The sequence below is a fragment of the Dechloromonas hortensis genome (assembly GCF_009469765.1).
Taxonomy (GTDB): domain Bacteria; phylum Pseudomonadota; class Gammaproteobacteria; order Burkholderiales; family Rhodocyclaceae; genus Azonexus; species Azonexus hortensis.
In genome coordinates, this window is record NZ_SSSQ01000007.1 from 87144 (window position 1) to 111053 (window position 23910).

At 63.9% G+C, this 23910-nt stretch carries 21 protein-coding genes; 4 read left to right on the top strand and 17 right to left on the bottom strand.

Translation table 11 applies throughout. From position 1 onward, the window contains the following. The first annotated feature begins 64 nt into the window (after positions 1-64). Positions 65-1552: a type IV pili methyl-accepting chemotaxis transducer N-terminal domain-containing protein gene (locus GH663_RS12610; protein WP_153132099.1), complete on the top strand. Its 1488-nt coding sequence runs from the start codon at positions 65-67 to the stop codon at positions 1550-1552. A 1-nt stretch (position 1553) separates the two neighbouring features. Here the strand turns inward: GH663_RS12610 and plsY are convergent, their stop codons facing one another. Next, positions 1554-2159 carry a glycerol-3-phosphate 1-O-acyltransferase PlsY gene (gene plsY / locus GH663_RS12615; protein ID WP_153132100.1) on the bottom strand — a complete coding sequence of 202 codons (606 nt, stop codon included), beginning with the start codon at positions 2157-2159 and terminating at the stop codon, positions 1554-1556. A gap of 67 nt (positions 2160-2226) precedes the next feature. Between plsY and GH663_RS12620 the strand changes: the two genes are divergently transcribed. Beyond that, complete coding sequence (locus GH663_RS12620; RefSeq protein WP_066881018.1) at positions 2227-2577, top strand: dihydroneopterin aldolase; 351 nt, start codon at positions 2227-2229, stop codon at positions 2575-2577. A gap of 58 nt (positions 2578-2635) precedes the next feature. Here GH663_RS12620 and GH663_RS12625 read toward each other — a convergent pair whose 3' ends face one another. The 7 genes from GH663_RS12625 to GH663_RS12655 all read right to left on the bottom strand — a co-directional run bounded on the left by GH663_RS12625 (position 2636) and on the right by GH663_RS12655 (position 9457). Continuing rightward, positions 2636-3511: a ZIP family metal transporter gene (locus GH663_RS12625; protein ID WP_153132101.1), complete on the bottom strand. Its 876-nt coding sequence runs from the start codon at positions 3509-3511 to the stop codon at positions 2636-2638. A gap of 92 nt (positions 3512-3603) precedes the next feature. Next, entirely contained in the window at positions 3604-4095 is a 492-nt protein-coding gene (gene ybaK, locus GH663_RS12630; RefSeq protein ID WP_153132102.1) for a Cys-tRNA(Pro) deacylase, read from the bottom strand. 49 nt (positions 4096-4144) lie between these two features. After that, positions 4145-5467, bottom strand: coding sequence for a porin (locus GH663_RS12635; RefSeq protein ID WP_153132103.1), 1323 nt, complete (start codon positions 5465-5467; stop codon positions 4145-4147). A 42-nt stretch (positions 5468-5509) separates the two neighbouring features. After that, on the bottom strand, positions 5510-6430 hold the full coding sequence (gene xerD, locus GH663_RS12640; RefSeq protein WP_153132104.1) for a site-specific tyrosine recombinase XerD: 921 nt from the start codon (positions 6428-6430) through the stop codon (positions 5510-5512). Then, on the bottom strand, positions 6396-6887 hold the full coding sequence (locus tag GH663_RS12645) for a methylated-DNA--[protein]-cysteine S-methyltransferase (protein ID WP_246181584.1): 492 nt from the start codon (positions 6885-6887) through the stop codon (positions 6396-6398). Before GH663_RS12645 ends, xerD begins: the two co-directional genes overlap by 35 nt. A gap of 50 nt (positions 6888-6937) precedes the next feature. Continuing rightward, positions 6938-8113 carry an acyl-CoA dehydrogenase gene (locus GH663_RS12650; protein WP_153132106.1) on the bottom strand — a complete coding sequence of 392 codons (1176 nt, stop codon included), beginning with the start codon at positions 8111-8113 and terminating at the stop codon, positions 6938-6940. 87 nt (positions 8114-8200) lie between these two features. Further along, positions 8201-9457, bottom strand: coding sequence for a glutamate-5-semialdehyde dehydrogenase (locus GH663_RS12655; protein WP_153132107.1), 1257 nt, complete (start codon positions 9455-9457; stop codon positions 8201-8203). 113 nt (positions 9458-9570) lie between these two features. Between GH663_RS12655 and GH663_RS12660 the strand changes: the two genes are divergently transcribed. Then, a complete protein-coding gene (locus GH663_RS12660) occupies positions 9571-9807 on the top strand; it encodes a hypothetical protein (protein ID WP_066881035.1) in 237 nt (78 codons plus the stop codon). Between the two features lie 25 nt (positions 9808-9832). Here GH663_RS12660 and GH663_RS12665 read toward each other — a convergent pair whose 3' ends face one another. The 8 genes from GH663_RS12665 to GH663_RS12700 form a co-directional block, all read right to left on the bottom strand. Then, complete coding sequence (locus GH663_RS12665; RefSeq protein ID WP_153132108.1) at positions 9833-10744, bottom strand: diguanylate cyclase domain-containing protein; 912 nt, start codon at positions 10742-10744, stop codon at positions 9833-9835. After that, positions 10741-13368 (bottom strand): ATP-binding protein, encoded by a 2628-nt coding sequence (locus GH663_RS12670; protein ID WP_153132109.1) that lies wholly within the window; start codon positions 13366-13368, stop codon positions 10741-10743. The genes GH663_RS12665 and GH663_RS12670 overlap by 4 nt, the downstream gene beginning before the upstream one ends. Next, positions 13365-13901: a YfiR family protein gene (locus GH663_RS12675; RefSeq protein WP_153132110.1), complete on the bottom strand. Its 537-nt coding sequence runs from the start codon at positions 13899-13901 to the stop codon at positions 13365-13367. The genes GH663_RS12670 and GH663_RS12675 overlap by 4 nt, the downstream gene beginning before the upstream one ends. 9 nt (positions 13902-13910) lie before the next feature. Further along, entirely contained in the window at positions 13911-16082 is a 2172-nt protein-coding gene (locus GH663_RS12680; RefSeq protein WP_153132111.1) for a TonB-dependent receptor plug domain-containing protein, read from the bottom strand. 46 nt (positions 16083-16128) lie between these two features. Continuing rightward, entirely contained in the window at positions 16129-17142 is a 1014-nt protein-coding gene (holA, locus tag GH663_RS12685; protein ID WP_153132112.1) for a DNA polymerase III subunit delta, read from the bottom strand. After that, the gene (locus GH663_RS12690; RefSeq protein WP_153132113.1) at positions 17142-17666 is read right to left on the bottom strand and encodes an LPS-assembly lipoprotein LptE; all 525 of its coding nucleotides are present in this window, start codon (positions 17664-17666) and stop codon (positions 17142-17144) included. Before GH663_RS12690 ends, holA begins: the two co-directional genes overlap by 1 nt. A 12-nt stretch (positions 17667-17678) precedes the next feature. Then, complete coding sequence (leuS, locus tag GH663_RS12695; RefSeq protein ID WP_153132114.1) at positions 17679-20288, bottom strand: leucine--tRNA ligase; 2610 nt, start codon at positions 20286-20288, stop codon at positions 17679-17681. A gap of 312 nt (positions 20289-20600) precedes the next feature. Beyond that, positions 20601-20951, bottom strand: coding sequence for a hypothetical protein (locus GH663_RS12700; protein ID WP_153132115.1), 351 nt, complete (start codon positions 20949-20951; stop codon positions 20601-20603). A gap of 242 nt (positions 20952-21193) precedes the next feature. Here GH663_RS12700 and GH663_RS12705 point away from each other — a divergent pair, with 242 nt between their 5' ends. Further along, positions 21194-23329: a UvrD-helicase domain-containing protein gene (locus tag GH663_RS12705; protein WP_153132116.1), complete on the top strand. Its 2136-nt coding sequence runs from the start codon at positions 21194-21196 to the stop codon at positions 23327-23329. Between the two features lie 20 nt (positions 23330-23349). Here the strand turns inward: GH663_RS12705 and GH663_RS12710 are convergent, their stop codons facing one another. Further along, a complete protein-coding gene (locus GH663_RS12710; protein WP_153132117.1) occupies positions 23350-23907 on the bottom strand; it encodes a dihydrofolate reductase family protein in 558 nt (185 codons plus the stop codon). Positions 23908-23910: the final 3 nt, after the last annotated feature.

A 23910-nucleotide genomic window follows, 5' to 3' on the forward strand; every position in this document is an offset into this window, starting at 1 on the left:
TCTGCCCCCTTCTTTTATTGCTTAGCATGTGGTTTTGCCCGAAGTGTCGCGAGGTTGTGCGAAAGTGAACGTCCCGTTAAGAAAGCCCAACTGGGCGCAGCGCGAGTTGTTGTCGCACAGCCCGCTGTTTGCCGGCCTGGCGCCGAAGCTGCTCGATGAACTGAGCCGCGCCAGCCGCCTGCTGGAAGTACCGGCGCAGAGCGTGCTGTTCGAAGCCGGTGACCCGGTCCGCGAAGCCTACGTATTGGTCAGCGGTACGCTGAAACGGTCGACGATCCTGGCCGGCGAGACCAAGAAGGTCATCGAACTGGCCCAGTCGCAGCAACTGCTCGGCCTCGGGGAGGCCTTCAGCGCCAGCCGCTACGCTTCCTCCGGCAAGACGATCACGCCGTGCATCGTCGTCGCCATCGACATCCACAAGCTGCGCGCCATCGTCCGCCAGGATCTCGACCTGAGTTGGCGAATCATCCAGGCGATGGCCGAGCGGCAATGTGCCGTCGAATTCGATGTCACCGGTTATCACTACGGTTTGACCGGCACCCAGCGCCTGCTCGACTATCTGATCGAACTGGCCGGCGGCCATCCCGGCCTGGCCGGCGAAACCACGGTGACGCTGAAGACCAGCAAGAAAATCATTGCAGCCCGCATCGGCATGACGCCGGAGAGCCTGTCGCGCAGTCTGCGCCTACTGAGCGAGAGCGGCGTCATCGTCGTCGACGGGCGCAACGTCCATATCCAGAATGCCGCGCTGTTGAATACGGAAGTCGGCAATACCAAGCAGCGGGTGAATTTTTCCCGGAAGTCGAAAAAGGCCGCGGCGGGTCTGGCCAAATCCTTGTCACCTGGCGTCCTGATCAATCTCTGCGGTCGGCCGCGCCTGTTGTCGCAGCGCATGGCGGCTGCCTGGGCGTTGATCGGCCAGAACATCAGCCCGGCCAAGGCGGCGGTCAGGCTGCGCCAGCTCCATGCGCAGATGGAGCGGACGCTGGCGCGCCTGGAGAGTCTGGGTTTGCCGGGCGACTTGGCCGAGCAGCTACAGGCGGTGCAGGCGATCTGGCCGCGCTACTGGGCGGCGCTGAGCGAGGTCGAGCCGGCTCTGGAGAATGCGTCGGCAGTGCTTGAACTGAGCGAGGAAATGCTCGAGGCGATCGACCTGTTGGCCCGCCAGGCGGCAGTGCACGTCGCCCTGCCGGCGGCGCACTACGTCAATATTGCCGGCCGCAATCGCATGCTGTCGCAACGAATCGGCAAACTGTTCCTGTTTCGCGAATGGGGGTTGAGCGACGAGGCGACGCTGCAGCGTCTCGGCGCATCCTGCTGCGAATTCGAGAGCAATCTGGCGGAATTGAAGCGGAGCGGTGTCGGTGTGCCGGAACTGGTGGCGCAACTAAGCGAGGTCACCGAGCAGTGGCAAAGGTTTGAAAGCGTGCTGCTACCGAGTCTGCAGCATGCCAGCAAAAGCCGGCATGCGCTGGCCGCGCTGGCCGAAGGCGAACGCCTGCTGCGCCACGTCGATACGACGGTCAAGCTCTACGAGCGACTGGCCAAATAGCTTATTTCTTCTTGCTGCCGATTTTCGATTCCTGACCGGCCATCAGGCGCTGCAGGTTCTGCCAGTGCTTGCCGATCAGGGCGAGGGAGAGCACGCCGACGACCAGCGTCTGGCCATTGGCACCGTGCATCATGACCTGGAAGACCGGGGCGAGGGTAGCGGCGAGGACGGCGGCGAGCGAGGAATAGCGGAAGGCGAAGGCGACGAAGATCCAGGTGCCAAGCACGGCCAGGCCGAGCAGCGGATCGAGCGCGAGCAGCACGCCGGCGGCGGTGGCGACGCCCTTGCCGCCCTTGAATTTGAGGAAGACCGGAAACAGGTGGCCGGCGAAGACGGCGAGCGCGACGAGGCCGACGGCGAGGTCGCTGAAGCCGGCCTGCTGGGCCAGAAAGACGGCGAGCCAGCCCTTCAGCGCATCGCCGAGCAGCGTGAACAGGGCCGCCTTCTTGTTGCCGCTGCGCAGCACGTTGGTCGCCCCCGGGTTGCCCGAGCCGTAAGTGCGCGGATCAGCCAGGCCGAAGACTTTCGAGGAGATCATTGCGAAGGGAACGGAGCCGAGCAGGTAGGCGGCGATCAGGGCCAGGGGGATGGCGAGGGCGGTTTGCATGGGTTGCTTGGGTCGCTGAGGTACAATCGCGGCGAATTTTACACCCCTCACTGCGGTCGACCGCCCTATGGACATCATTTTCATCGAAGAACTGCGCGCCGAAACGTGGATAGGCATCTATCCGCGCGAGAAAGCCATGTCGCAGACGGTCGAGATCTCTCTGCATATCGGAGTGTCGACCGCATCGGCCGGCGCCAGCGATGACATCCGCGACACCGTGGACTACGCGGTGGTCGTCGAGCGTTTGCGCGCCGATCTGTCGGGCAGCCATTTCAACCTGCTGGAAAAGCTGACCGAGCATATCGCCACCTGGCTGCTGGAAAACTTCGCCGCCCAATGGGTGCGGGTGTCAGTCGCCAAGCTGGGCATGATGCCCGGCGTCAAGCGGGTCGGCGTCATCATCGAGCGCTCGGTTTAAGCATCAATCAGGAAAAAGCCCCCGGTCGGCGTCGACCGGGGGCTTTTGCTTTGGTGCTTCAGAAAGCGGTGGCGAGCACCGTCATCACCGCAAAACCGGTGGCCAGGCCGGCCGTGCCGGCGGCCTCGCGACCGGGTTGGTGCGAGGCCGGGATCAACTCGTGGCTGACTGCCCAGAGCATGGCGCCGGCGGCGGCAGCGAGGGCGAGCGGCAAGGCGCTGCCAGCCAGGCTGCTGGCGATGACCCCGAACAAGCCGCCGACCGGTTCGACCAGACCGGTCGCCAGGGCGATCAAGGCGGCGCGCAACGGCGCGGCGCCGAGGGCGATCATCGCGCTGGCGACGATCCAGCCTTCAGGAATATTCTGGATCGCGATGCCGAGCGTCATGCCGTGGTCGGCGCCGGCGGCGGCCGAGATGCCGACGGCAAGGCCTTCCGGCACGTTGTGCAAGGCGATGGCGGCGATCACCAGGCCGACCTGCGGCATCGCCTGGCCGGCTTCGATCGATTCGACATGGGCGTGCGCCGTCCGACTATCCATCTGCTGCATCAGCCCGACGCCGGCCATCAAGGCGGCGGCAGTGACGATGCCGAGCGGCCACGGAGCACCGCTGGCGGCGACGTTCTGCACGGCCGGAACGAGCAGCGAGAAGAGGCTGGCGGCGAGCATCATGCCGCCGGCGAGGCCGAGCATCGGCGCCATCAGGCGTTCCTGCGGTCGACGCATGAAAAGTACCGGAATTGCCCCGAGGCCGGTGGCGAGGCCGGCCAGCAAGCTGGCTTCAAGGCCGCGCGCCGCCATCGGGTGGGCGGCCAGCCAGTGCATGGACTGTTCGGCGGCAAAGGCGAGGGCAACGACGGCCATCGCCAGGCCGGTCCACAAGTGGCGGCGGGCGGTGGGCCGGGTGTAATGCCGGATGACGAGTTGGCTCATGGTGGCGCTCCTTCTTTGATGAGTGCCACTTTACGGAGCGTTCTGCTATAGCTCCAATCGATTGATTAAATACTGTCGATTTGTAATGGCAATCATCCCTTCAGCGCCGCCTCGACCGGCTTCGGATTCAGTGCACGCAGGATGTCGTGTGGATGGACACCGACCAGATAGCCGCGCCGGCCGCCGTTGATGTAGATCAGCGGCAAGTCGAGGATGCTTTTTTCGAGATAGATCGGCATCGCCTTCTTGGTACCGAACGGGCTGGTGCCGCCGACCAGGTAGCCGGTGTGGCGGTTGGCGACTTCCGGCTTGCATGGCTCGACCTTCTTGCAGCCGATCTGGCGGGCCAGTTCCTTGGTCGACACCTTGCAGTCGCCATGCATCAACACGACCAGCGGCTTGGCGTTCTCGTCCTCGAAGATCAGCGTCTTGACCACGGCGTGCTCGTCAACATTCAGTTCGCGGGCAGAGACCTTGGTCCCGCCATGTTCCTCATAGGCGTAGAGGTGGCTGGAGAAGGCGATTTTCTGTGCCTTGAGGAACTTGGTGGCCTGCGTCTCGGGGGCGTGTTCGTGCTTGCTCATGCGTGGCTGTCGGTGGGTGGTCGGCGCCTGATTTTACCGCGTGCCCGGCTCAGAAATAATACTGGACGCCGGCCGCCAAGCCGTTCGCCGTGTCGCCGGGATTGACCGTGTAGTAGCCGTTGGCGGCGGTGCCGGAAGGCGCGAAGGCGACGCCTTCTTCGTTGAGGTGGCGCGACCAGACAAGATAGGCCTTGAACTGCTGGTTGATGCTTTCCATCCAGGCGGCCGAGAAGACGCGGCCGCGGTCCTTGATGGTGGCGCCCGGGGTGTGCCCTTCGCCGTAGTTCAGGCGCAACTGGCCGGTGGCAGTGACGTCGATCCGCGAGCCGAAGAACCAGCTCCGCCACTCGCTGTCGATCCCGCTGTCGTAACGGGTATCGACGCCGGCCAGGCCGCCCATCAGGCGGACGCTGCCGATCTGGTAGCTGGCGCCGGCGAAGGCATGCCGGCTGCTGCGGTCGGTATAGGTATTGTGGTTGTCGTATTGGTAAGCGAGGCCGAGGCCGAGCGGGCCCTTGGCGTAATCGAGGGTGAGGCCGAGGGTGCTTTGTTCGACGCCGCCGTTCTCGCCGCCGAGCGAAGCGAAGGTGCTGCTGGCCAGGCCGTGATAGCGCGGGCTGCTGTAGACGATGGAATTGTCGTAGCGGGTTGGCCCCGGCTTGACGTTGCCGTCGTTGGTCGGCGAGCCGTAGCCGTTGTCGAAGGCGTCGTACACCATCATTTCAAGGAAGAAGGGCGAGTATTGGCGGCCGACGGTCAGCTTGCCGAGGCGGCCTTCGAGGCCGACGTAGAGCTGGCGCCCGAAGATGCGGGTATGCGTGCTGTCGGTCTGGCCCAGCTTGCCGTCGTTGGCGAAGAAACCGGTTTCCAGCTGGTAGATGAAGTTGGTCTCGGGGCTGAGCGCCTTGCCGCCCTTGAGGCCGACCCGGCTGCCGGTCATGCCGCCGGATTCGATGGCCAGCCGGTTGCCGGTCGAGCCGCCCCAGTTCGCTTCGCCGAAGATGTCGAGGCGACCATAGAAGGTGGCGAACGGCATGTCGGGCTGGCTCGGCTCGGTGGCGTTTGGTTGGGTCGATGAAGGAATGCTGTTTGGGCTGCTGCCGGCGGTCGAAGCCATGACGATCCGGGGGGCGGCGTTCGGGCGGGCAGCGGGCAGCGGAGTGCTGGCTGCGGTCGGAGCGGCGCTTTCCGGGGCGCTGCGCGTGGCGGCCTGTTTTTCCAGTTGTTCGATGCGGGCTTGTTGTTGCTGCAGCGTCTTTTGCATCTGGCCGAGCAGGACGCGGATGTCTTCCAGTTCGCCGGCCTGCGAGGGTCCCGAGAAGAGCAGGGCGGTGAGGAAGATGGTCGATAAAGCTAGGCGCATCCTGGGCATGGCGAGTCTCCGGTCTTTCGCTGAAGGCTGGGGCACGGCTGGCTAGCCGCGCGGGTGGTGGGTGGCGTGCAGGCTCTTCAGCCGTTCGCGCGCGACATGGGTGTAAATCTGGGTGGTCGAGATGTCGGCATGGCCGAGCAGCAACTGGACGACGCGCAGGTCGGCGCCGTGGTTGAGCAGGTGCGTCGCAAAAGCGTGGCGCAGTACGTGTGGCGACAGCTTGTCGGGCGCGATGCCGGCCCGCGCCGCATAACGCTTGATCAACTGCCAGAAAGCCTGGCGGGTCATCGCGCCGCCGCGCGCGGTAACGAACAGCGCCTCGCTGAGCTGGCCCTTGAGAATCTCCGGCCGGGCTTCCTGCAGATAACGGCCCAGCCAGTCGATGGCCTGCTCGCCGAGCGGAACCAGGCGTTCCTTGCTGCCCTTGCCGAGAACACGGACGACACCTTCGTTGAAGCCGATTTCATGCAGTTGCAGATTGACCAGTTCGGAGACGCGCAGGCCGCTGGCGTAGAGCGTTTCGAGCATGGCGCGGTCGCGCAGGCCGAGTGGCGTCTCGAGGTCGGGGGCGTTGAGCAGGCCGTCGACCTGCTTTTCCGACATCACTTTCGGCAGCCGCGACGGGCGGCTCGGATTAGCCAGCTTCAGCGTTGGGTCGACGAAGATACGGCCGCGGCCGAGTTGCCAGCGGTAAAAGCGGCGCAGCGTCGACAGGTAGCGTGCCTGCGAGGTGGCGCGGGTCAGGCGCGACAGATGGGCGATGAAGGCGGCGAGGGTCGTTTCGCGCAGGTCGAGCAGCGGTTCGTGGCCGTGTTCGGCCAGCCAGCCGGCCAGCCGGCCGAGGTCGGAGCGGTAGCTGTCGAGCGTCGCCTTGGCCAGTCCGTCTTCCAGCCACAGCGCATCGCAGAAGTTGTCGATCTCGGCGAGATCAGCCGCGCGTGGGGGCGAACTCGCTGTTTTCATGGCGCAGCAGCCAGCGTTTGACATCGAGCAGGAAGCCGCCGCCGTGCCGGTTGAAACCGCCCAGCCCGCCGCCGGCGGCAATCACTCGGTGGCAGGGGACAACCAGCGGGTAGGGGTTAGCACCGCAGGCTTGGCCGACGGCGCGCGGGGCGTTGTTCAGGTTTTTGGCGACCTCGCCGTAGGTCAGCGTCCGGCCGAGCGGAATGGCACTGATCTGCGCCCAGACGCGGCGCTGGAAGTGGGTGCCGGCCGGGCGTAGCGGCAGGCCGAAGACAAAGGCCGGGTCGGCCAGATAGGCTTCGAGCTGGCGCACCGCCTCGGCGGCCAGCGCGGTACGCGGCGGCAGTGCCGGCTGGGGTTCGAGGAATTCGATGGTGGTGATTTCGTCGTCGCTGCATTCGATGCCGAGTGCGAAGCCGGGGGCGGCGACGATGGCCTGGTAAATTGCTTCGCTCATGTGCCCCTCCCAAGGCATTCCTGCGGTCGACGCCCGAAAACGGGCAAAAATCAGAAAGCGGACAGCCCGGTCTGGGCGCGGCCGAGAATCAGCGCATGAACGTCGTGCGTGCCCTCGTAGGTATTGACCACTTCCAGATTGACCAGATGACGGATGACGCCGAACTCGTCCGAAATGCCGTTGCCGCCCAGCATGTCGCGGGCGAGGCGGGCGATGTCGAGGGCTTTGCCGCAACTGTTGCGCTTCATCATCGAGACGATCTCCGGCGTCGCGCTGCCGTCGTCCATCATCCGGCCGAGGCGCAGCACGCCCTGGATGCCAAGCGTGATTTCGGTCTGCATGTCGGCCAGCTTCTTTTGCACCAGCTGGTTGGCGGCCAGCGGGCGATCAAACTGCTGGCGGTCCAGGGTGTATTGGCGGGCCGTGTGCCAGCAGAACTCGGCGGCGCCCAGCGCTCCCCAAGAAATGCCGTAGCGGGCCGAGTTCAGGCAGGTGAACGGGCCTTTCAGGCCGCTGACCTTGGGCAGCAGGTTCTCGGTCGGCACGAAGACTTCGTCCATGACGATCTCGCCGGTGATCGAGGCGCGCAGCCCGACCTTGCCGTGGATGACCGGCGCCGACAGCCCGGCCATGCCCTTGTCGAGGATGAAGCCGCGGATGGCGTCTTCATCGTCCTTGGCCCAAACGATGAAAACATCGGCGATCGGCGCGTTGGAAATCCAGTTCTTGCTGCCCGACAGCTTCCAGCCGCCGGGCACGGCACGGGCACGGGTGGCCAGGCTGCCGGGGTCGGAACCGGAGTTCGGTTCGGTCAGCCCGAAACAGCCGATCAGCTCGCCCTTGCCCAGCTTCGGCAGGTATTTCTCTTTCTGTTCCTCTGAGCCGAACGTGAAGATCGGCAGCATGACCAGCGAGGACTGGACGCTGAGCATGGTCCGGTAGGCCGAATCGACGCGTTCGATTTCGCGGGCGACCAGGCCGTAGGAGACGTAGTTCAGGCCGGCGCCGCCGTATTGCGGCGGCAGGGTGCAGCCGAGCAGGCCCATGTCACCCATCTCGCGGAAGATCGCCGTGTCTACCAACTCGTGCCGGAAGGCGTCGCGGATGCGCGGCTGTAGCGCCTTCTGCGCGAAGCTGCGGGCGGCGTTGCGTACCTGGCGCTCGTCGGCCGCCAACTGGCTGTCGAGCAGGAGTGGGTCTTCCCAGTTGAAAGTGGCCTTGGCCATGGGTCTACTCCAGTGTATTTGTCGTTCCCGCGAAGGCGGGAACCCAGGAAAGTCGCTGGATTCCCGCCTTCGCGGGAATGACGAAAATTATCCGCGCACGTGCCCGTCGCCGAGAACCACCCACTTCTGGCTGGTCAGCCCTTCCAGGCCGACCGGTCCGCGGGCGTGGATCTTGTCGGTCGAGATGCCGATTTCGGCGCCCAGGCCATACTCAAAACCATCGGCGAAGCGCGTCGAGGCATTGATCATGACCGACGCCGAATCGACTTCGCGCAGGAAGCGCATCGCCTTCGGGTGGTTGTCGGTGACGATGGACTCGGTGTGGTGCGAGGAATACTGGTTGATGTGGGCGATCGCCTCGTCGAGGCCACCCACCACTTTGACCGAAATGATCGGCGCCAAGTATTCGGTGTAGTAATCCTCTTCCGTGGCGGCGACGGCGTTCGGCACGATGGCCTGCGTCTCGGCACAGCCGCGGATTTCGACGCCCTTGCCGGTCAGCATGGCGGCGATCGGCGGCAACAGCAGGCCGGCGACGCTGCGGTCGACGAGCAGCGATTCGGCGGTATTGCAGGTGCCGTAGCGCTGGGTCTTCGAATTTTCGACGATCTTCAGCGCCTTGGCCGGGTCGGCTTCTTCTTCGAGATAGACGTGGCAGTTGCCGTCCAGATGCTGGATCATCGGCACGCGCGATTCGGCCAGCAGGCGGGCGATCAGGCCCTTGCCGCCACGCGGCACGATGACGTCGACGAATTCGCGCATGGTGATCAGTTCGCCGACCGCGGCGCGATCGGTGGTGTCGATGACCTGCACCGATTCGGCGGGCAGTCCGGCGGCCTGCAGGCCTTCCTGGACCAGCGCGGCGATGGCGCGGTTGGAGCGGATGGCTTCCGAGCCGCCGCGCAGGATGGCTGCATTGCCGGATTTTAGGCAGAGCGCCGCGGCGTCGGCGGTAACGTTCGGACGAGCTTCGTAAATAATGCCGATGACGCCGAGCGGGACGCGCATCTTGCCGACCTGGATGCCGGACGGGCGGTACTTGATGTCGCTCATCTCGCCGATCGGATCGGCCAGCGTGGCGACCTGTTCGACGCCTTCGGCCATGTTGTCGACGCCTTTGTCGGACAGCGTCAGGCGGTCCAACATGGCGGTTTCCAGGCCGGCCGCGCGGGCGGCGGCGAGGTCTTCGGCATTGGCGGCGAGCAGCGCAGCCTTTTCGCGGCGAATGGCGGCGGCGATGTGGCGCAGGGCGGCGTTCTTCTCGGCAGTCGTCGCTCCGGCCAGCCGGCGAGAGGCGGCCCGCGCCTGGCGGCCGACGGTCTGCATGTATTCCTTGATGTCCATGATGTTCCGGATGCTGGGCAAAGGAACATTATAGCCAGCAAATTTAGGGGGAACTTCCAGAACCGGGTAAACTCTTATCCGCAACGACAACAGGGCTTTCCATCGAGGATAAGATGGCCGAAAAATTGATTTTGCCGACCGAGGTCAAGGTCTGTGCAACGTGCAGCTACTGGGACGGCGAACGCCAGGTAGATGCTGACGTAAAAGTGGTGGTGGTTTCCGGCGAGTGCCATGGCGAATGCCTGGTGCAGGAAGAGCAGAAACACGCCTTACAGGATGTTCGCCAGGAGCGCTCCTGCATCTGGGAAGATCTGGAGCCTGATCAGGCCGCAGACAAAGCGGCCGGCTGATTCACTCCCCCGTTTTAGCCAAGTTTCAGTCGGTGCGCTGCCGCCAGAAGGCACGGTTTCGGCCGTCTGCCTTGGCCGCGTAGAGCGCATCGTCGGCAATCTGGAAGAATAGCGGCGCGACCTGGCCGCCGTTCGGAATCAGTGTCGTGCCGCCCAAGCTGATCGTAATGTAGTTGCTGACCGGCGAATTTGGATGAGCCAGGTGCAGGTTTTCGATGCTGGCGCGGATTTCCTCGCCGATTTCGGCCGCCGCGTGGGCATCGGTCTCGGGAAGGAGCAGGACGAACTCCTCGCCGCCGTAACGGGCGACCAGGTCGCCGGGGCGGCGCACGAAGGCGCTCAGGGCGCGGGCGATCCGGCGCAGTACATGGTCGCCCTCGGCATGGCCGAGGCGGTCGTTGTAAGCCTTGAAGTGATCGACGTCGATGATGGCCAGTGAAAGCGGGCTGCCGTTGCGGGCGCCGCGCCGCCATTCGTGTTCCAGTGCCTCGTCGTAGCGCCGCCGATTGGCGATCTCGGTCAGACTGTCGATCATTGCCAGGTTTTCCAGCAGATGCCGGTGGTGTACCGATTGCAGATGGTTGCGTACCCGCTTGCGGACGATCGACGGATGAAACGGCTTGGTGATGTAGTCGACCGCACCAAGGTCGAGGCCGCGCTCCTCGTCGGCCGGCGAATCGAGCGCCGAGATGAAGATGACCGGAATCTGCCGTGTCGTGTCGTCGTTCTTCAGGGCCTGGATGACCTGGTAGCCGTTCATGTCCGGCATCATCACGTCGAGCAGGATCAGGTCCGGCTGCAATTCGTGCGCCCGGTCCAGCGCCTGATTGCCGTTGCCGGCCAGGGCAACGCGGCAGTCGTCCTTGAGCAGTTCGGCGAGCAGGGTCCGGTTCTGCTTTTCGTCATCGACCACGAGCACGGTTTGCCGTTGGTTCATGCTTTGTCGGCTTTCAGGATGCGTTGCATTTCATGCAGTTTTTCCAGAGCGGCTTCATATTCGACATCGTCAATCAACTCGCCAAGTCTGGCGAGCGTTCTTTCCAGTTCATGATGCAAGGGCGCCGCCTCGGCCAGCGCGGCCTTCAGCCGGTCTAGCTGGGCTTCGCTCTCGGCGTCGGCATCGCGCAGGTTCTGCTCAAGTTGCCCGATGATCGACGCCAGATCGTCGCGCTTGGCTTTGTTTATGCAGTTGGGGTTGGAGCTTAGCGGAGGCAGCGCGGCAAGTCCATCCCTGATGCTGGCTGCCTCATCGTTCAGGCGGTCGACCAGGGGTGTCATTTGGCTGGTCGGCTGTTCGCCGGCCAGTGCCTGCTCTACGGCGCGGGCCGCTTCGCTCAGCGCGCCGGCGCCGAGCGAGCCGGCTACCGACTTCAGCGAGTGGGCCAGGCGACGGGCTTCCAGCGTGTTCGCGGTGTCCAGCTGTTCGCGGATGCGCTGGCCGATATCGGAAAAGTCCTGGCGGAAAGCGTGCAGCGAACGGAGGTAGAGGTCGGGGCGGTGCATGTGCAAGGCCAGGCCATGGTTCTGGTCGATGCCCGGCAAGACGAGGTCGGGCAGTTTCCCGGCTGGTCGTTCGCTCTCGGTCGCTGCGGCCTCCTCGCCGGCGCAGGGCGGCAGCCAGCGGCTGAGCGCCGCGTAGAGCAGTTGCGGCACGATCGGCTTGACCAGGTGTTCGTTCATGCCGGCCTGGCGCGTCTGTTCCTGGTCCTCGCTCGTCGCGTGGGCGGTCATCGCGATCACCGGCAGCGCCTGCAGGTGAGGGTTGGCGCGAATCAGCCGGGTCGCGGTCAGGCCGTCCATCACCGGCATCTGGATATCCATCAGGACCAGGCTGAACGTCTCCCTGGCCAGCAGGTCGAGGGCTTCCTGGCCGTTGCTGGCGACGCCGACGTTGAGACCGACCCGTTGCAGCAGGGCGATGGCGATGGTCCGGTTGATCGCGATGTCTTCGACAAGGAGGATGCGTTCGCCGGCCCAGCGCGGCAAATTTGCCGTTTTTTTGCCGTTGACCGCCGGCATGGTCGTTTTGCTGCTGTCGTCGGCTAGCTTGAGGCTGATCGTGAAGCGGAAGGTGCTGCCCTGGCCGGGCGTACTTTCCAGCGAAATATGGCCGCCCATCAGTTCGACCAGTTGGTGGCAGATGGTCAGGCCGAGGCCGGTGCCGCCGAAGCGCCGGGTGATGCTGCTGTCGGCCTGGGTGAAAGGGGCGAACAGATGCTCGTGCTGGTCGGCCGGGATGCCGATACCGGTGTCGCGCACCGCAAAGGCCAGGCTGATGCCGTGCTCGGGCAGCCGTTTGGCGACCTGGACGCTGACTTCGACGCTGCCTCGGCTGGTGAACTTGACGGCATTGCCGACCAGGTTGATCAGAATCTGGCCGAGGCGCAGCGCGTCGCCGAGTAGCGGGCGGGGCACTTCGCCGGCCCCGACGAAGCTCAGTTTCAGGCCCTGGGCCTGGGCCTGCGCGGCGAACAGGCTGCCGACCGACTGAAAGACCTGTTCGATGTCGAAGGGCATGCTTTCCAGGCGCAGGCCGCCGGCCTCGATCTTCGAGTAGTCGAGAATGTCGTTGATGATGCCGAGCAGGGCGTCGGAGGACTGCAGGACCTGTTCCAGATGTTCGCGTTGTTGCGGGGCGAGCGGTGTTTCGAGCACCATCCGGCAGAGGCCGGTAATCGCATTCATCGGCGTCCGCACTTCGTGGCTCATGCGGGCGAGAAAATCGGACTTGCCGCGGTTGGCCTGCCGTACTTCGGCGATCGCTTCCTGCAGCGCGGCGGTCCGCTCATCGACCATTTGCTCGAGCGACACCCGGTAGGTGTCGAGTTCCTGGTCCCGCGTCTGCAGCGTGTCGAGCATCTGGTTGAAGCCCTGGCCGAGACGGCCGATTTCATCGGCCCGGTTGATGCTGACCCGTTCGTCGAAGCGGGCGCTGGAGGAAATCCGTTTGACCAGGCCGTCCAGCTTTTCCAGCGGCGCGGTCAGGCGGTCGACGATCATTCGGGTGAGCAAGGTCAGGATGCTGAGCGCGACGAAAAGGAGGAGCAGCGTCTCGCCGATCGTCTGGCGCATGCTCTGGTGGTATTGGTCGAGCGAGACCAGCAGTTCGATCCGGCCGGCCGCCTGGGCCTGGTCGGTGAGGTGGATGGGCTGGCGGATGACCAGATGATCGTCGAGAAACCGTGTGCTCTCGTTGCCGGGCGGGATGGTCAGGCCAAGATCGGCGTCGCGCTCGAATTTGGCCAGCACGCTGCCGTCGGTCAGCACCGCATAGCCGACATCGACGGCCGGATTGACGGACAGCGAGGAGAGCAGGCGGTCGGCTTCGCGGCGGTCGAGAAAGGCGATGGCCGCCTGGGTGTTGGTAGCGAGCAGCCGGGCCTGGGCGCTCATCGACTCGGCGAGCTGGGTCTGCAGCAACTGCTTCTGCTGGTGGTACACGAGCAGGAAGACGAGCAGTACGGTGACAAGCAGGAAAGAGACGGAGAGCAGGATCAGCTTGTTGCGGATGCTCGGGTCGGGCAGCAACAGGTGGCGCAGGTGTTTGCTCAGGCGCTTCATGGTTCGATGACCCGGGCCAGGCGCAAAAGCTGGGCATTGAATTCGAAGCCCTTCTTCTGCGCCGTCTTGCGATTGATCACGATGCCGACCCGCTCGCCTTCGAGCGGCAGTTCGATCATGCCGCCAGCGCGGGCGAAGCCGGCGATGTCGGAGACGGTGACGATACGCCGGCCTTCGGTGCGGCTCAGCCAGCTCTCCAGGTTGCCGCTTTCCGAGCGGCTGATGAAGAGCAGGTGGCAGGCATTCGGATCGCTCGGCGCGATGCGCACGTCAATGCCGCTGACCCCCTGGTTCAGTTGTGCGATGCTGGCCCCGAACGGGTTCTTGCCGACGATGCAGAGGATCAGCGGGGTCGGTGTTTTCTCGTCGCTCGGCCAGTAGACGAACTGCGACAGCCGGTAGAAGAGCACCGCCTTCATGCCGTATTCCGAAATCGCCTGGGCATGGGCCTGCGGAGTCAGCGGCAGGCTCAGGCCGAGCCAGCAGGCCAGGGCGAGTGCCAGTCGGCGACGGAGGGTGGAAAAAGTGTGCACGCGGCCGGCTCAGAAGCGGTATTCGAGCGTGCCCATGAACGTTCGGGGCTGCTGTGGCACGGCCTGCAGCACCGAGCTCGAGGACGAGGTGTTGGCCGCGTAGTAGCGCTCGTCGAACAGGTTGTAGATATCGAAATAGAGCGACAGGTGCTCGCCGGCCAGCTTGTGGGCGCCGATGTGCAGGCTGGCCACGGTGTAAGGCTCAGTCAGCTTGACCCGGTCGTTCTGGGTGCGATTGATGGCGCCGGTCGTCGTTTCGTCGATCCATTGCAGGCGCGGCGTAATGGTCAGCCAGTCCTGGTAGCGCAGCGTGACGCCGAACTTGAGCTTGTGGGCAGCGATATTGACTTGCTGCAGTTCGGGGCCGTTGTCGGTTTCGCGAATCCAGCCCTTGACGTAGCTGTAGCTGCCCCAGAAATCGGCATTCCACGGCCCACCCAGATGGACCTGCCATTGCGGGATGAAGTCGATGCCGTGGTATTGATCACGGCCGCTGTTCTGTTTCGACTCGGTCTGGGTCAGTGTGGCGCCCGGAATGTACTGTACCGGCACCGGATCGGCCCGGGTGATGATGATGTGCTCGACCTTGGTCAGGTAGGCATTGGTGATCAGGTTGAATTTGTTGGTCGGTCGCCAGTCCCAGGTCAGCGACAGGGTTTTCGACTTTTCGGGTTCCAGGCTCGAATTGGGGGCGCGGAACAGGCCGCTCGGCTTGCCGCTGGCGTTGAAACTGCCGAAGGCGCTGTAACTTTCTTCCGGCGACGGGGCGCGGAAGGCCTCGCCGTAGAGCAGCTTCAGGTAGTTGCCGGCCGCCGGCTGCCAGACCACGCCGAGCCGCGGATTGAGGCTGGAGCCATAGGTCGAGAACCAGTCCTCGCGGGCGCCGAGCATCGTCGATAGGCTTGGCGTCCATTGTGCCTGCCATTGCATGTAGGCCGACCAGCTATCGTAGCGGCTGTCGAAGACCTGCAGGGGCAGGTTGGTGTTTGGATAGACCATGCCCTGGCCCTGAGCCCCTTTCGATGTGTCGTAGGGGTGGGGCAGGTCGGGGGTCTCGATGGCGTAGTAATCCTTGTAGCCGAGGCCGGCCTGGATCACATGGTCGTCGCTGGCCTGCCAGTTGAAATTTTGCTCGATGCCGCGCCGGCGGGCGTAGGAATAGTCGTAGCCGTGGTTCTGGAAGTTGGTGACCGAGTTGATGTAACGGGAGCGAGGATCGACCTCGTAGGTCGAATGGTCGAGGATCAGTTCGCCTTTCAGGGTTGGCGTCAGATCGAAGCGGTATTTGCCTTGCCAGGTCTCGATCGTCGTGTCCCAGAACGCATCACTCAGATAGAAGACGCTGTTTGGCCGGTCGCCGGTGCTGCTCAGGCTGCGGAAATTGTTGCGGTAGAAGCCGACGGTCAGTGCGTCGCCGGCGTCGAGCCGGAAGTATTGGCTCTGGCTGCTGATGTTGCCGACGTAATCCTCGCGCTGGGCGGCCGGCACGCCGCCGGCCGCGACCTTGCGGTAGGTGTCGGGGTAGTACTTGTCGAGCGGGGCGCGGTCGCTTTCCTGATAGTGGGCGCCGACGGTCAAGGCAATGGTTTCGCCGAGCTTGCCGCCGACCAGGAAATTACCTTCCAGCGAACCGTAGCTGCCGACCCCGGCCGAGACCTTCCCACCCGGCGTATCGCTGGCCTTTTCGGTGATGATGTTGATGACGCCGGCAAAAGCGTCGGCGCCGTAGAGCGCGGCGGCCGGGCCGTAGAGCACTTCGACCTGCTTGGCGAAATAGAGCGAGAAGTTCTCGGCAATCGGAATCTTGCCGCCAGCCGGGTGGTCGATGCGGACGCCGTCGAGCAGGATGAGTAGCTTGTTGTTGCTGACATGGCCCTGGAAGACGAAGTTGTTGTACTGCGTGGACCGGGTGCCGCGCTGGAAATCGACGCCGGGCAAATCCTCCAACAGATCGGCCAGGCTCTTGTAGCGCCGGTCGCGCATCTGTTCGCGGGTGATCACCATGATGTGGGCCGGCGTCTGCTCGCGCCCCTGCTGGCGGCGGGAGGCGGTGACGACCGGGGTGGCGATCAGTTCTTCGAGCGACAGGGGAAGCAGGGCGGCGACGCTGTCGGCTGCGACGGCAGCGAAGGGCGTGGCGCTCAGGCTGAGCGCCAGCAGGCTGCGGCAAACGTTTTTCATCACTCCCCCCCGGGTTGTTTTTGCGCGGCGCGGGCGCCGTGCCCTTCTATTTTTGATTGGTCATGCAGAGACGCAGGCCGAGACGCAGGAACTCTTCCCAGACATTACCCTGGCCGATGCCCTTGACCAGGCGGTCGATCTTGCCGGCATGTTGCAACGCCGCTTCGAGGGCTGCGGTAGACAGTCGCTGCAGGGCCTTTTTCACCGGCGTCGCCCGCGGTCCCCAGACCTTGGCATCCTTGAGCAACTGGTCGAGCGGCCGGCCGGCATCCATGCCGGCGCGAATGACGGTCAGTGCCCGCACTTCCTCGCTCATTGCCCACAGCACCAGCGGCGGGGCTTCGCCTTCCTGCATCAGGCCGTCCAGCGTCCGCGTCAGGCGGGCGATGTCGCCGGCGAGCAGGGCTTCGCGCAGACCGTCGATGTCGTAACGGGCGACGTTGAGCACGGCATCGCGAATCTGTGCTGCGCTCAGTTGGCCGGCCGGGTAGAGCAGGCCGAGCTTCTGGATTTCCTGGTGGGCGGCGAGCAGGTTGCCTTCGACGCGTTCAGCGACGAATTTCAGGCTGTCCAGATCGGCGCTCTGCTGCTGGCGGCGCAGGCGGCCGGCGATCCAGCCTGGCAGTTCGGCCAGTGGCGGGGCCATCAGCTTGATGGCGACGCCGGCATTGACCAGCGCGGTGAACCAGGCGGCCTTTTCCTCGCGCCAGTCGAGTTCGGGCAGCGTGATCAGCAGCAGGTTGTCGGGGGAGAGGTTCTGGCACCACTGCTGCAACGCGGCACTGCCTTCCTTGCCCGGCTTGCCGGTCGGAATGCGCAGGTCGATCAGTTTTTTATCGCCGAACAGGGACATATTGCCGCCGGCGGCGAGCAAGCCGCCCCAGTCGAATTGCGGCAACACGGTCAGTACTTCGCGCTCGCTGTAGCCCTGTTGCCGCGCCTTGGCGCGGATGGCGTCGGCCGCTTCGATGACCAGCAGCGGCTCGTCGCCGTAGAGCACGTAAAGCGGGCGCAGCTCGCGTTCGAGATGCGCCGCCAGCTGTTCGCCCTTGAGCAGCATCAGTCGTCTTCTTGCTGATTGGGGTTTTTCGGCTTGGTCAGGCTCAGCCGGCGCATGATCTGGTTGACCAGGTCGTTGTTCATGTCGCGCCAGAGCAGGCCTTCTTCCAGATCCTTGGCCAGCACGTTGGAATCGTCGAAGGTGATGTCGCGGCTCAGGCTGACCTCATTCGGCGGCACCAGCACCTGCCCCTTCGGGTTGGTGACCTGGAAGCGGTAATTCAGTTGCAGGCGATATTCACGGACCCGACCCTGGGCATTGACGCTGAGAATGGTTTTCTGCCGGCTGTCGCTCAGTTGCTGGAAGATTGCTTCGGCGCCGGTCGGCTCGTCGAGAATCTCGGTGCTGCCGCTGGCCTTGATGTAGCGCTGCAGCCAGATATTGACGTCGGCCGTTTCCGGCAGCGCGATGTACATCGTCTTGTAAGGCAGGTTGCCGCTGAGCGTCCCGCGCAGCTGGAAGCCGCAGCCGGCCACCAGGGCGGCGAAAAGCACGGCGAGCAAAAGCCGGAACGGGACACGCATGGCGAAATTTCCTTAAACGACGATGTTGACCAGACGGCCGGGGACGACGACAACCTTCTTCGGCGCCTTGCCTTCCATGAACTTGACGGCATCCGCGTTGGCCAGCGCGGCCGCTTCGATGCTTGCCTTGTCGGCTGCGGCGGCAACGCGGATGGCGCCGCGCAGCTTGCCGTTCACCTGGATCATCAGTTCGATCTCGTCCTGCTTCAAGGCGGCCGGATCGGCTTTCGGGAAGGCCTGGTTGCCGGCATCCTGGCCCGGCTTCAGCTCGGCGAACAGCGCCTGGCCGATGTGCGGCACGATCGGGAAGAGCAGCAGGGCGATGCTTTCCAGGGTTTCCTGGGCGAGCGCACGGCCAGCGGCATCCTTCAGGTCGCACTTGTCGTAGGCGTTCAACAGTTCCATGACGGCGGCGATCGCCGTGTTGAACTGCTTGCGGCGGCCATAGTCATCGGCGACCTTGCCCATCGTCTGGTGCAGCTTGCGACGGAGGTCGGCCTGGGCGGAGCTCAGGCCGTCGTTACCGGTGCAGGCTTCGACCAATCCGGCCTGGACGTGGTCGTAGGTGGTCTTCCACAGGCGACGCAGGAAGCGGTAGGCGCCTTCGACGCCGGCGTCGGACCATTCCAGGGACTGGTCGGGCGGCGAGGCGAACATGATGAACAGGCGGGCGGTGTCGGCGCCGTACTGGTCGATCAGGGCCTGCGGGTCGACGCCGTTGTTCTTCGACTTCGACATTTTCTCGGTGCCGCCGATCACTACCGGCAGGCCGTCGGCCTTCAGCGTGGCGCCGGTCGGGCGACCCTTTTCGTCGGTGACGACATCGACGTCGGCCGGGTTGAGCCACTGCTTCTTGCCACCGTCGAGCTCGCGGTAGAAAGTCGGGGCAACGACCATGCCCTGGGTCAGCAGGTTGGCGAAGGGTTCGCCAAGATCGCCGATCAGGCCGACATCGCGCATCAGCTTGGTGAAGAAGCGCGAATACAGCAGGTGGAGGATGGCGTGCTCGATGCCGCCGATGTACTGGTCGATGCCGCCCTTGCACCAGTAGGCGACGCGTTCGTCGACCATGGCTGTGGTGTTGTCCGGGCAGGCGTAGCGCAGGAAGTACCAGGACGACTCAAAGAAGGTGTCCATGGTGTCGGTTTCACGCTTCGCGTCGCCGCCGCACTTCGGGCACTTGCACTCGTAGAACTCGGGCATCCTGGCCAGCGGCGAGCCGGCGCCAGTGATCTCGACGTTTTCCGGCAGCACGACCGGCAACTGGTCGTCGGGCACCGGCACGTCGCCGCAAGAGGCGCAGTGGATGATCGGGATCGGGCAGCCCCAGTAGCGCTGGCGGGAAATACCCCAGTCGCGCAGGCGGAACTGCACTTTCTTGTCGCCCAGTTGCTTGGCGGCAAGGTCGGCGGCAATGGCATCGACGGCGGCTTCGTAGCCGAGGCCGTCGTACTTGCCGGAATTGACCAGCTTGCCCTTGACCTTGTCGGCGTAGGACTCGGCCCAGGCCTGGTCGCTGAAGGATTCACCTTCGACAGCGACGACCTGCTTGATCGGCAAGTTGTACTTGAGGGCAAACGCGAAATCGCGTTCGTCGTGTGCCGGCACGGCCATCACGGCACCGTCGCCGTAGCTCATCAGTACGTAGTTGCCGACCCAGACTTCGACCTGTTCGCCGGTCAGCGGGTGGGTGACGTAGATGCCGGTCGGCATCCCCTTCTTTTCCATCGTCGCGATGTCGGCTTCGGCGACGCCACCCTTCTTGCACTCCTCGATGAAAGCGGCGAGTTCCGGGTTGTTGGCGGCGGCGCGGGTAGCCAGCGGGTGCTCGGCGGCGACGGCAACGAAGGTGACGCCCATGATGGTGTCGGCGCGGGTGGTGAATACCCACAGCTTTTCATCGGCATTGTCGGCCAGCGGGAAGGCGAAGCGGACGCCGGTGCTCTTGCCGATCCAGTTTTTCTGCATCAGGCGGACCTGCTCCGGCCAGCCCGGCAGGTTGTCCAGTTCGCTCAACAACTCTTCAGCGTAGGCGGTGATCTTCATGTAGTACATGGGGATCTCGCGCTTCTCGATCAGCGCGCCGGAACGCCAGCCGCGGCCGTCGATGACCTGCTCGTTGGCGAGCACGGTGTGATCGACCGGGTCCCAGTTCACGGTACCGAGCTTCTTGTACACCAGGCCCTTTTCGTAGAGGCGGGTGAACAGCCACTGTTCCCAGCGGTAGTACTCGGGCGTGCAGGTCGCGAATTCGCGTTCCCAGTCGATGGCGAAGCCGAGCGACTTCAACTGCGTCCGCATGTAGTCGATGTTGGAATAGGTCCACCCGGCCGGCGGCACGTTGTTCTGCAGCGCGGCGTTCTCGGCCGGCATGCCGAAGGCGTCCCAGCCCATTGGCTGCAGCACGTTGTAGCCCTGCATCTTGTGGAAGCGGGAGAGCACATCGCCGATGGTGTAGTTTCTGACATGCCCCATGTGCAGCTTGCCCGACGGGTACGGGAACATGGACAGGCAATAGTATTTCGGCTTGGTGGCGTCTTCGACGGCGCGCGCGGCACCGGTCTTGTCCCAGTGGCTCTGGGCGGCGCGTTCGATGTCGGCGGGGGCGTATTTGTCCTGCATGGCTCTCTGCTGAAAAATCGTTGTCAAGCGCGGAATTATACCGGTTGAACCTGATTGGAGAGGCGATGCGGGTGATGCCGGGAAGAGTCGTGGCGGTTTTGGGCCATTTTTGGCCGTTGACCGCCGGTGCCGTGTCGAATGCGCTGGTCGATACGCCAACCAGCGACCTGGTGGCCGCTGGTTTTCCTCGTCTTGATCCGGATGGGGGTTGGCCCTGCACGACCAACCATCTGCTGCCGGCTTGGCCGGTCGAATCAGAGCGATCCGGGTTTTACGAGGTTATCTGTAAGAATAACCGGGGAGCGCGTCCGCTCAGGCGGCGCGTTTTTGCCCGTACATGCCTTCCCAGGTGTTCTGCCAGTAACGGTAGGCATTCTGGGCGGCCATTAGCGAGAGCAGCGACATCCGGCTCTGGTGGTGCCACATCCAGGACAGGCGCGGGGCCGGAGTCAGGGTATATTCCGGCGTGTCGCCGACTTCGTCTTCGACGATGCCGAGGAAACGTTCGACGGCGAGGCCCCAGTACTCGGCACCTTCCGAGTTGCCGGTCAAATATTCGGCCTCGGAAACGGCGCGACGCCACAGCTTGAGCGCCAGTTCGTCACTGATGCCGGCTTTCTTGGCAATCCAGGGCAGGATTTTGGGTGCGTTCATGTTATTCATGCTGTTACTCCTTGTACTGCGTGGTGGTGACCACTTATTTGTATGACGGCCTTGTGGGCTTAAAGTTTTGTGCACTGCAATATATATGTAGGCAAGTATACTTGCCCCGTTTTTGCTGTGTGTAACGAATTGTTGTGAGCTATATGCTGCGTTGCACAATTACAACAGATTGGTAAGACCAATTTTCCGGCGCTGAATTATTGGGCGCATTCTACGCCTTTAGTAATAGTTTGGATTGATCCATGTCAGACCTTCTTGCCAACCTGAATCCTCCGCAACTCCAGGCCGTCACCCTGCCGCCTGTGCACGGGCTGATCCTCGCCGGGGCGGGCAGCGGCAAGACCCGGGTGCTGACGACGCGCATCGCCTGGCTGATGTCGACCGGCCAGGTCGGGCCGCACGGTATCCTGGCTGTGACCTTCACCAACAAGGCGGCCAAGGAAATGACGGCGCGCCTCTCGTCGCTGGTCCCGATCAATACGCGCGGCATGTGGATCGGCACTTTCCACGGCCTGTGCAACCGGCTGTTGCGCGCCCATTACCGCGAGGCCGGCCTGCCGCAGACTTTTCAGATTCTCGATACGGCCGACCAGTTGGCAATGGTCAAGCGCCTGCTGAAGAACCTGAATATCGACGACGAAAAATATCCGCCGCGCGAGTTGTGCCATTTCATCAATGCCCACAAGGAGCAGGGCGTCCGCGCCGCGCAGGCCGAGGCCTACGACCACTACACGCAGAAACGCGTCGACTTCTACGCCGAGTATGAAAACCAGTGCAACCGCGAAGGGGTGGTCGATTTCGCCGAACTGCTGCTCCGTTGTTACGAACTGCTGCAACGTAACGAACCGTTGCGCCGGCATTACCAGGAGCGTTTCCGCTACATCCTGGTCGATGAGTTCCAGGACACCAACAAGCTCCAATACGCCTGGCTGCAACTGCTCGCCGGCGGCGGCGCCAAGGTTTTTGCGGTCGGCGACGACGACCAGAGCATCTATGCCTTCCGCGGTGCCGAAGTCGGCAACATGCGCGACTTCGAGCGCGACTACGCCGGCAACAACATCATCCGGCTGGAACAGAACTACCGCTCGCACGGCAACATCCTGGCTGCCGCCAATGCGCTGATCAAGAATAACCGCGAACGCCTCGGCAAGAATCTGTGGACCGATGCCGGCGAAGGCGAGCCGATCCGCGCCTTCGAGGGCTATTCCGACCTCGACGAGGCGCGCTTCATCGTCGAGGAAATCCGCGAGCTGGTCCGCGAAGGCGTCTCGCCGACGCAGATCGCCTTGCTCTACCGCTCCAATGCCCAGTCGCGCGTGCTGGAAAACGAGTTGTTCACCAAGAACGTGCCGTACAAGGTCTATGGCGGCCTGCGCTTCTTCGAACGCCAGGAAATCAAGCACGCGCTGGCCTACTTGCGTCTGCTCGGCAATCCGGATGACGACACGGCCTTCCTGCGCGTCGTAAATTTCCCGACCCGCGGTATCGGCGCGCGTTCGCTGGAGAACCTGCAGGCGACCGCCCACCAGATGAATTCCAGCCTGTACAACGCCGCCGCCTCGCTGACCGGCAAGGCCGGCCAGACGGTCGGGGCCTTCATCCGGCTGATCGAAAGCCTGCGCCAGGAAACCGAAGGCCTGCCGCTGCCTGAAATGGTCGAGCACATTATCGAAAAGAGTGGCCTGGCCCAGCATTACCGGACCGAGAAGGAAGGCCAGGACCGGCTGGAGAATCTGGACGAACTGATCAACGCCGCCGCCACCTTCATCGACGACGAAGGGGCGATCGGCGAAGGCGGCGCACTGGTTTCCTTCCTCACCCTGGCCTCGCTGGAGGCCGGCGAGCACCAGGCCGGCGAGGGCCAGGAAGCGGTCCAGCTGATGTCGGTCCACGCCGCCAAGGGCCTCGAATTCGACGTCGTCTTCATCACCGGTCTTGAACAGGGGCTGTTCCCGCACGAAAACTCGGTCAACCAGGGCCGCGACGGGCTGGAGGAGGAGCGCCGGCTGATGTACGTCGCCGTCACTCGCGCCCGCCAACGCCTGTATGTGACCTGTGCCCAGACCCGGATGCTGCATGGTCAGACACGCTACTGCGTGCCGTCGAGCTTCCTCGAGGAAATCCCGGAAAACCTGCTGAAGAAACTGAACAAGAAGGCGGAGTCGGCCGTGCCGACTTTCGGTTCGTTCGGCGGCGGCTATGCCGAACCGGTGCAGGGTGGCCTGCGCATCGGCATGACGGTGGAGCACGCCAAGTTCGGAGTCGGGGTCATCGTATCGACCGAAGGGCGCGGCGCCGATGCCCGCGTCCAGGTCAATTTCGGTGGCAGCGGCATGAAGTGGCTGGCGCTCGAATACGCCAAGCTGACGCCGGTTTGAGGCGGTTGTCCGCGATCTGATTAGCTGGTGCTGCGCCGATAGGTGTTCTGCACGAAACCAAAGGCAAATGACCGGCTGGCCTGGAGCCGGAAAGGTATGTCCGTGCTCAGTGGCCCGAACAGCGGGCGCCCGCTGCCGAGCAGGATCGGGATGCTGGTGATGGTCAGTTCATCGACCAGGCCTTCGCGCAGAAAACCTTGAATCGTCAAGCCGCCATCGAGATAGACATGCCGGCAGCCTTCGGCGTGGAGCCGGGCCAGCAGTTGCCGGGGCGACTCGTTTGACGACTCGACGACCTCGGGGTAAGGGGCTGGCCGCACCTGTTTGCGGCTGGACAGCACAATGACGCGCTTGCCGGCATAGGGCCACTCGCCAAAGCTCAAGACTTTCTCGTAGGTGAGCCGGCCCATGACCAGCACGTCTACCGACGCCATGAACGCCTGGTAGCCGCAATCTTCCCCGGGCGGCACGTCGGCATTGGCCCGCTCCAGCCAGTCGAGCCCGCCGTCTGGGCGGGCGATGAAGCCATCCAGGCTGGTGGCGATGAAGACCGATACGTGCGGTTTGCCGGTGGGCATGTC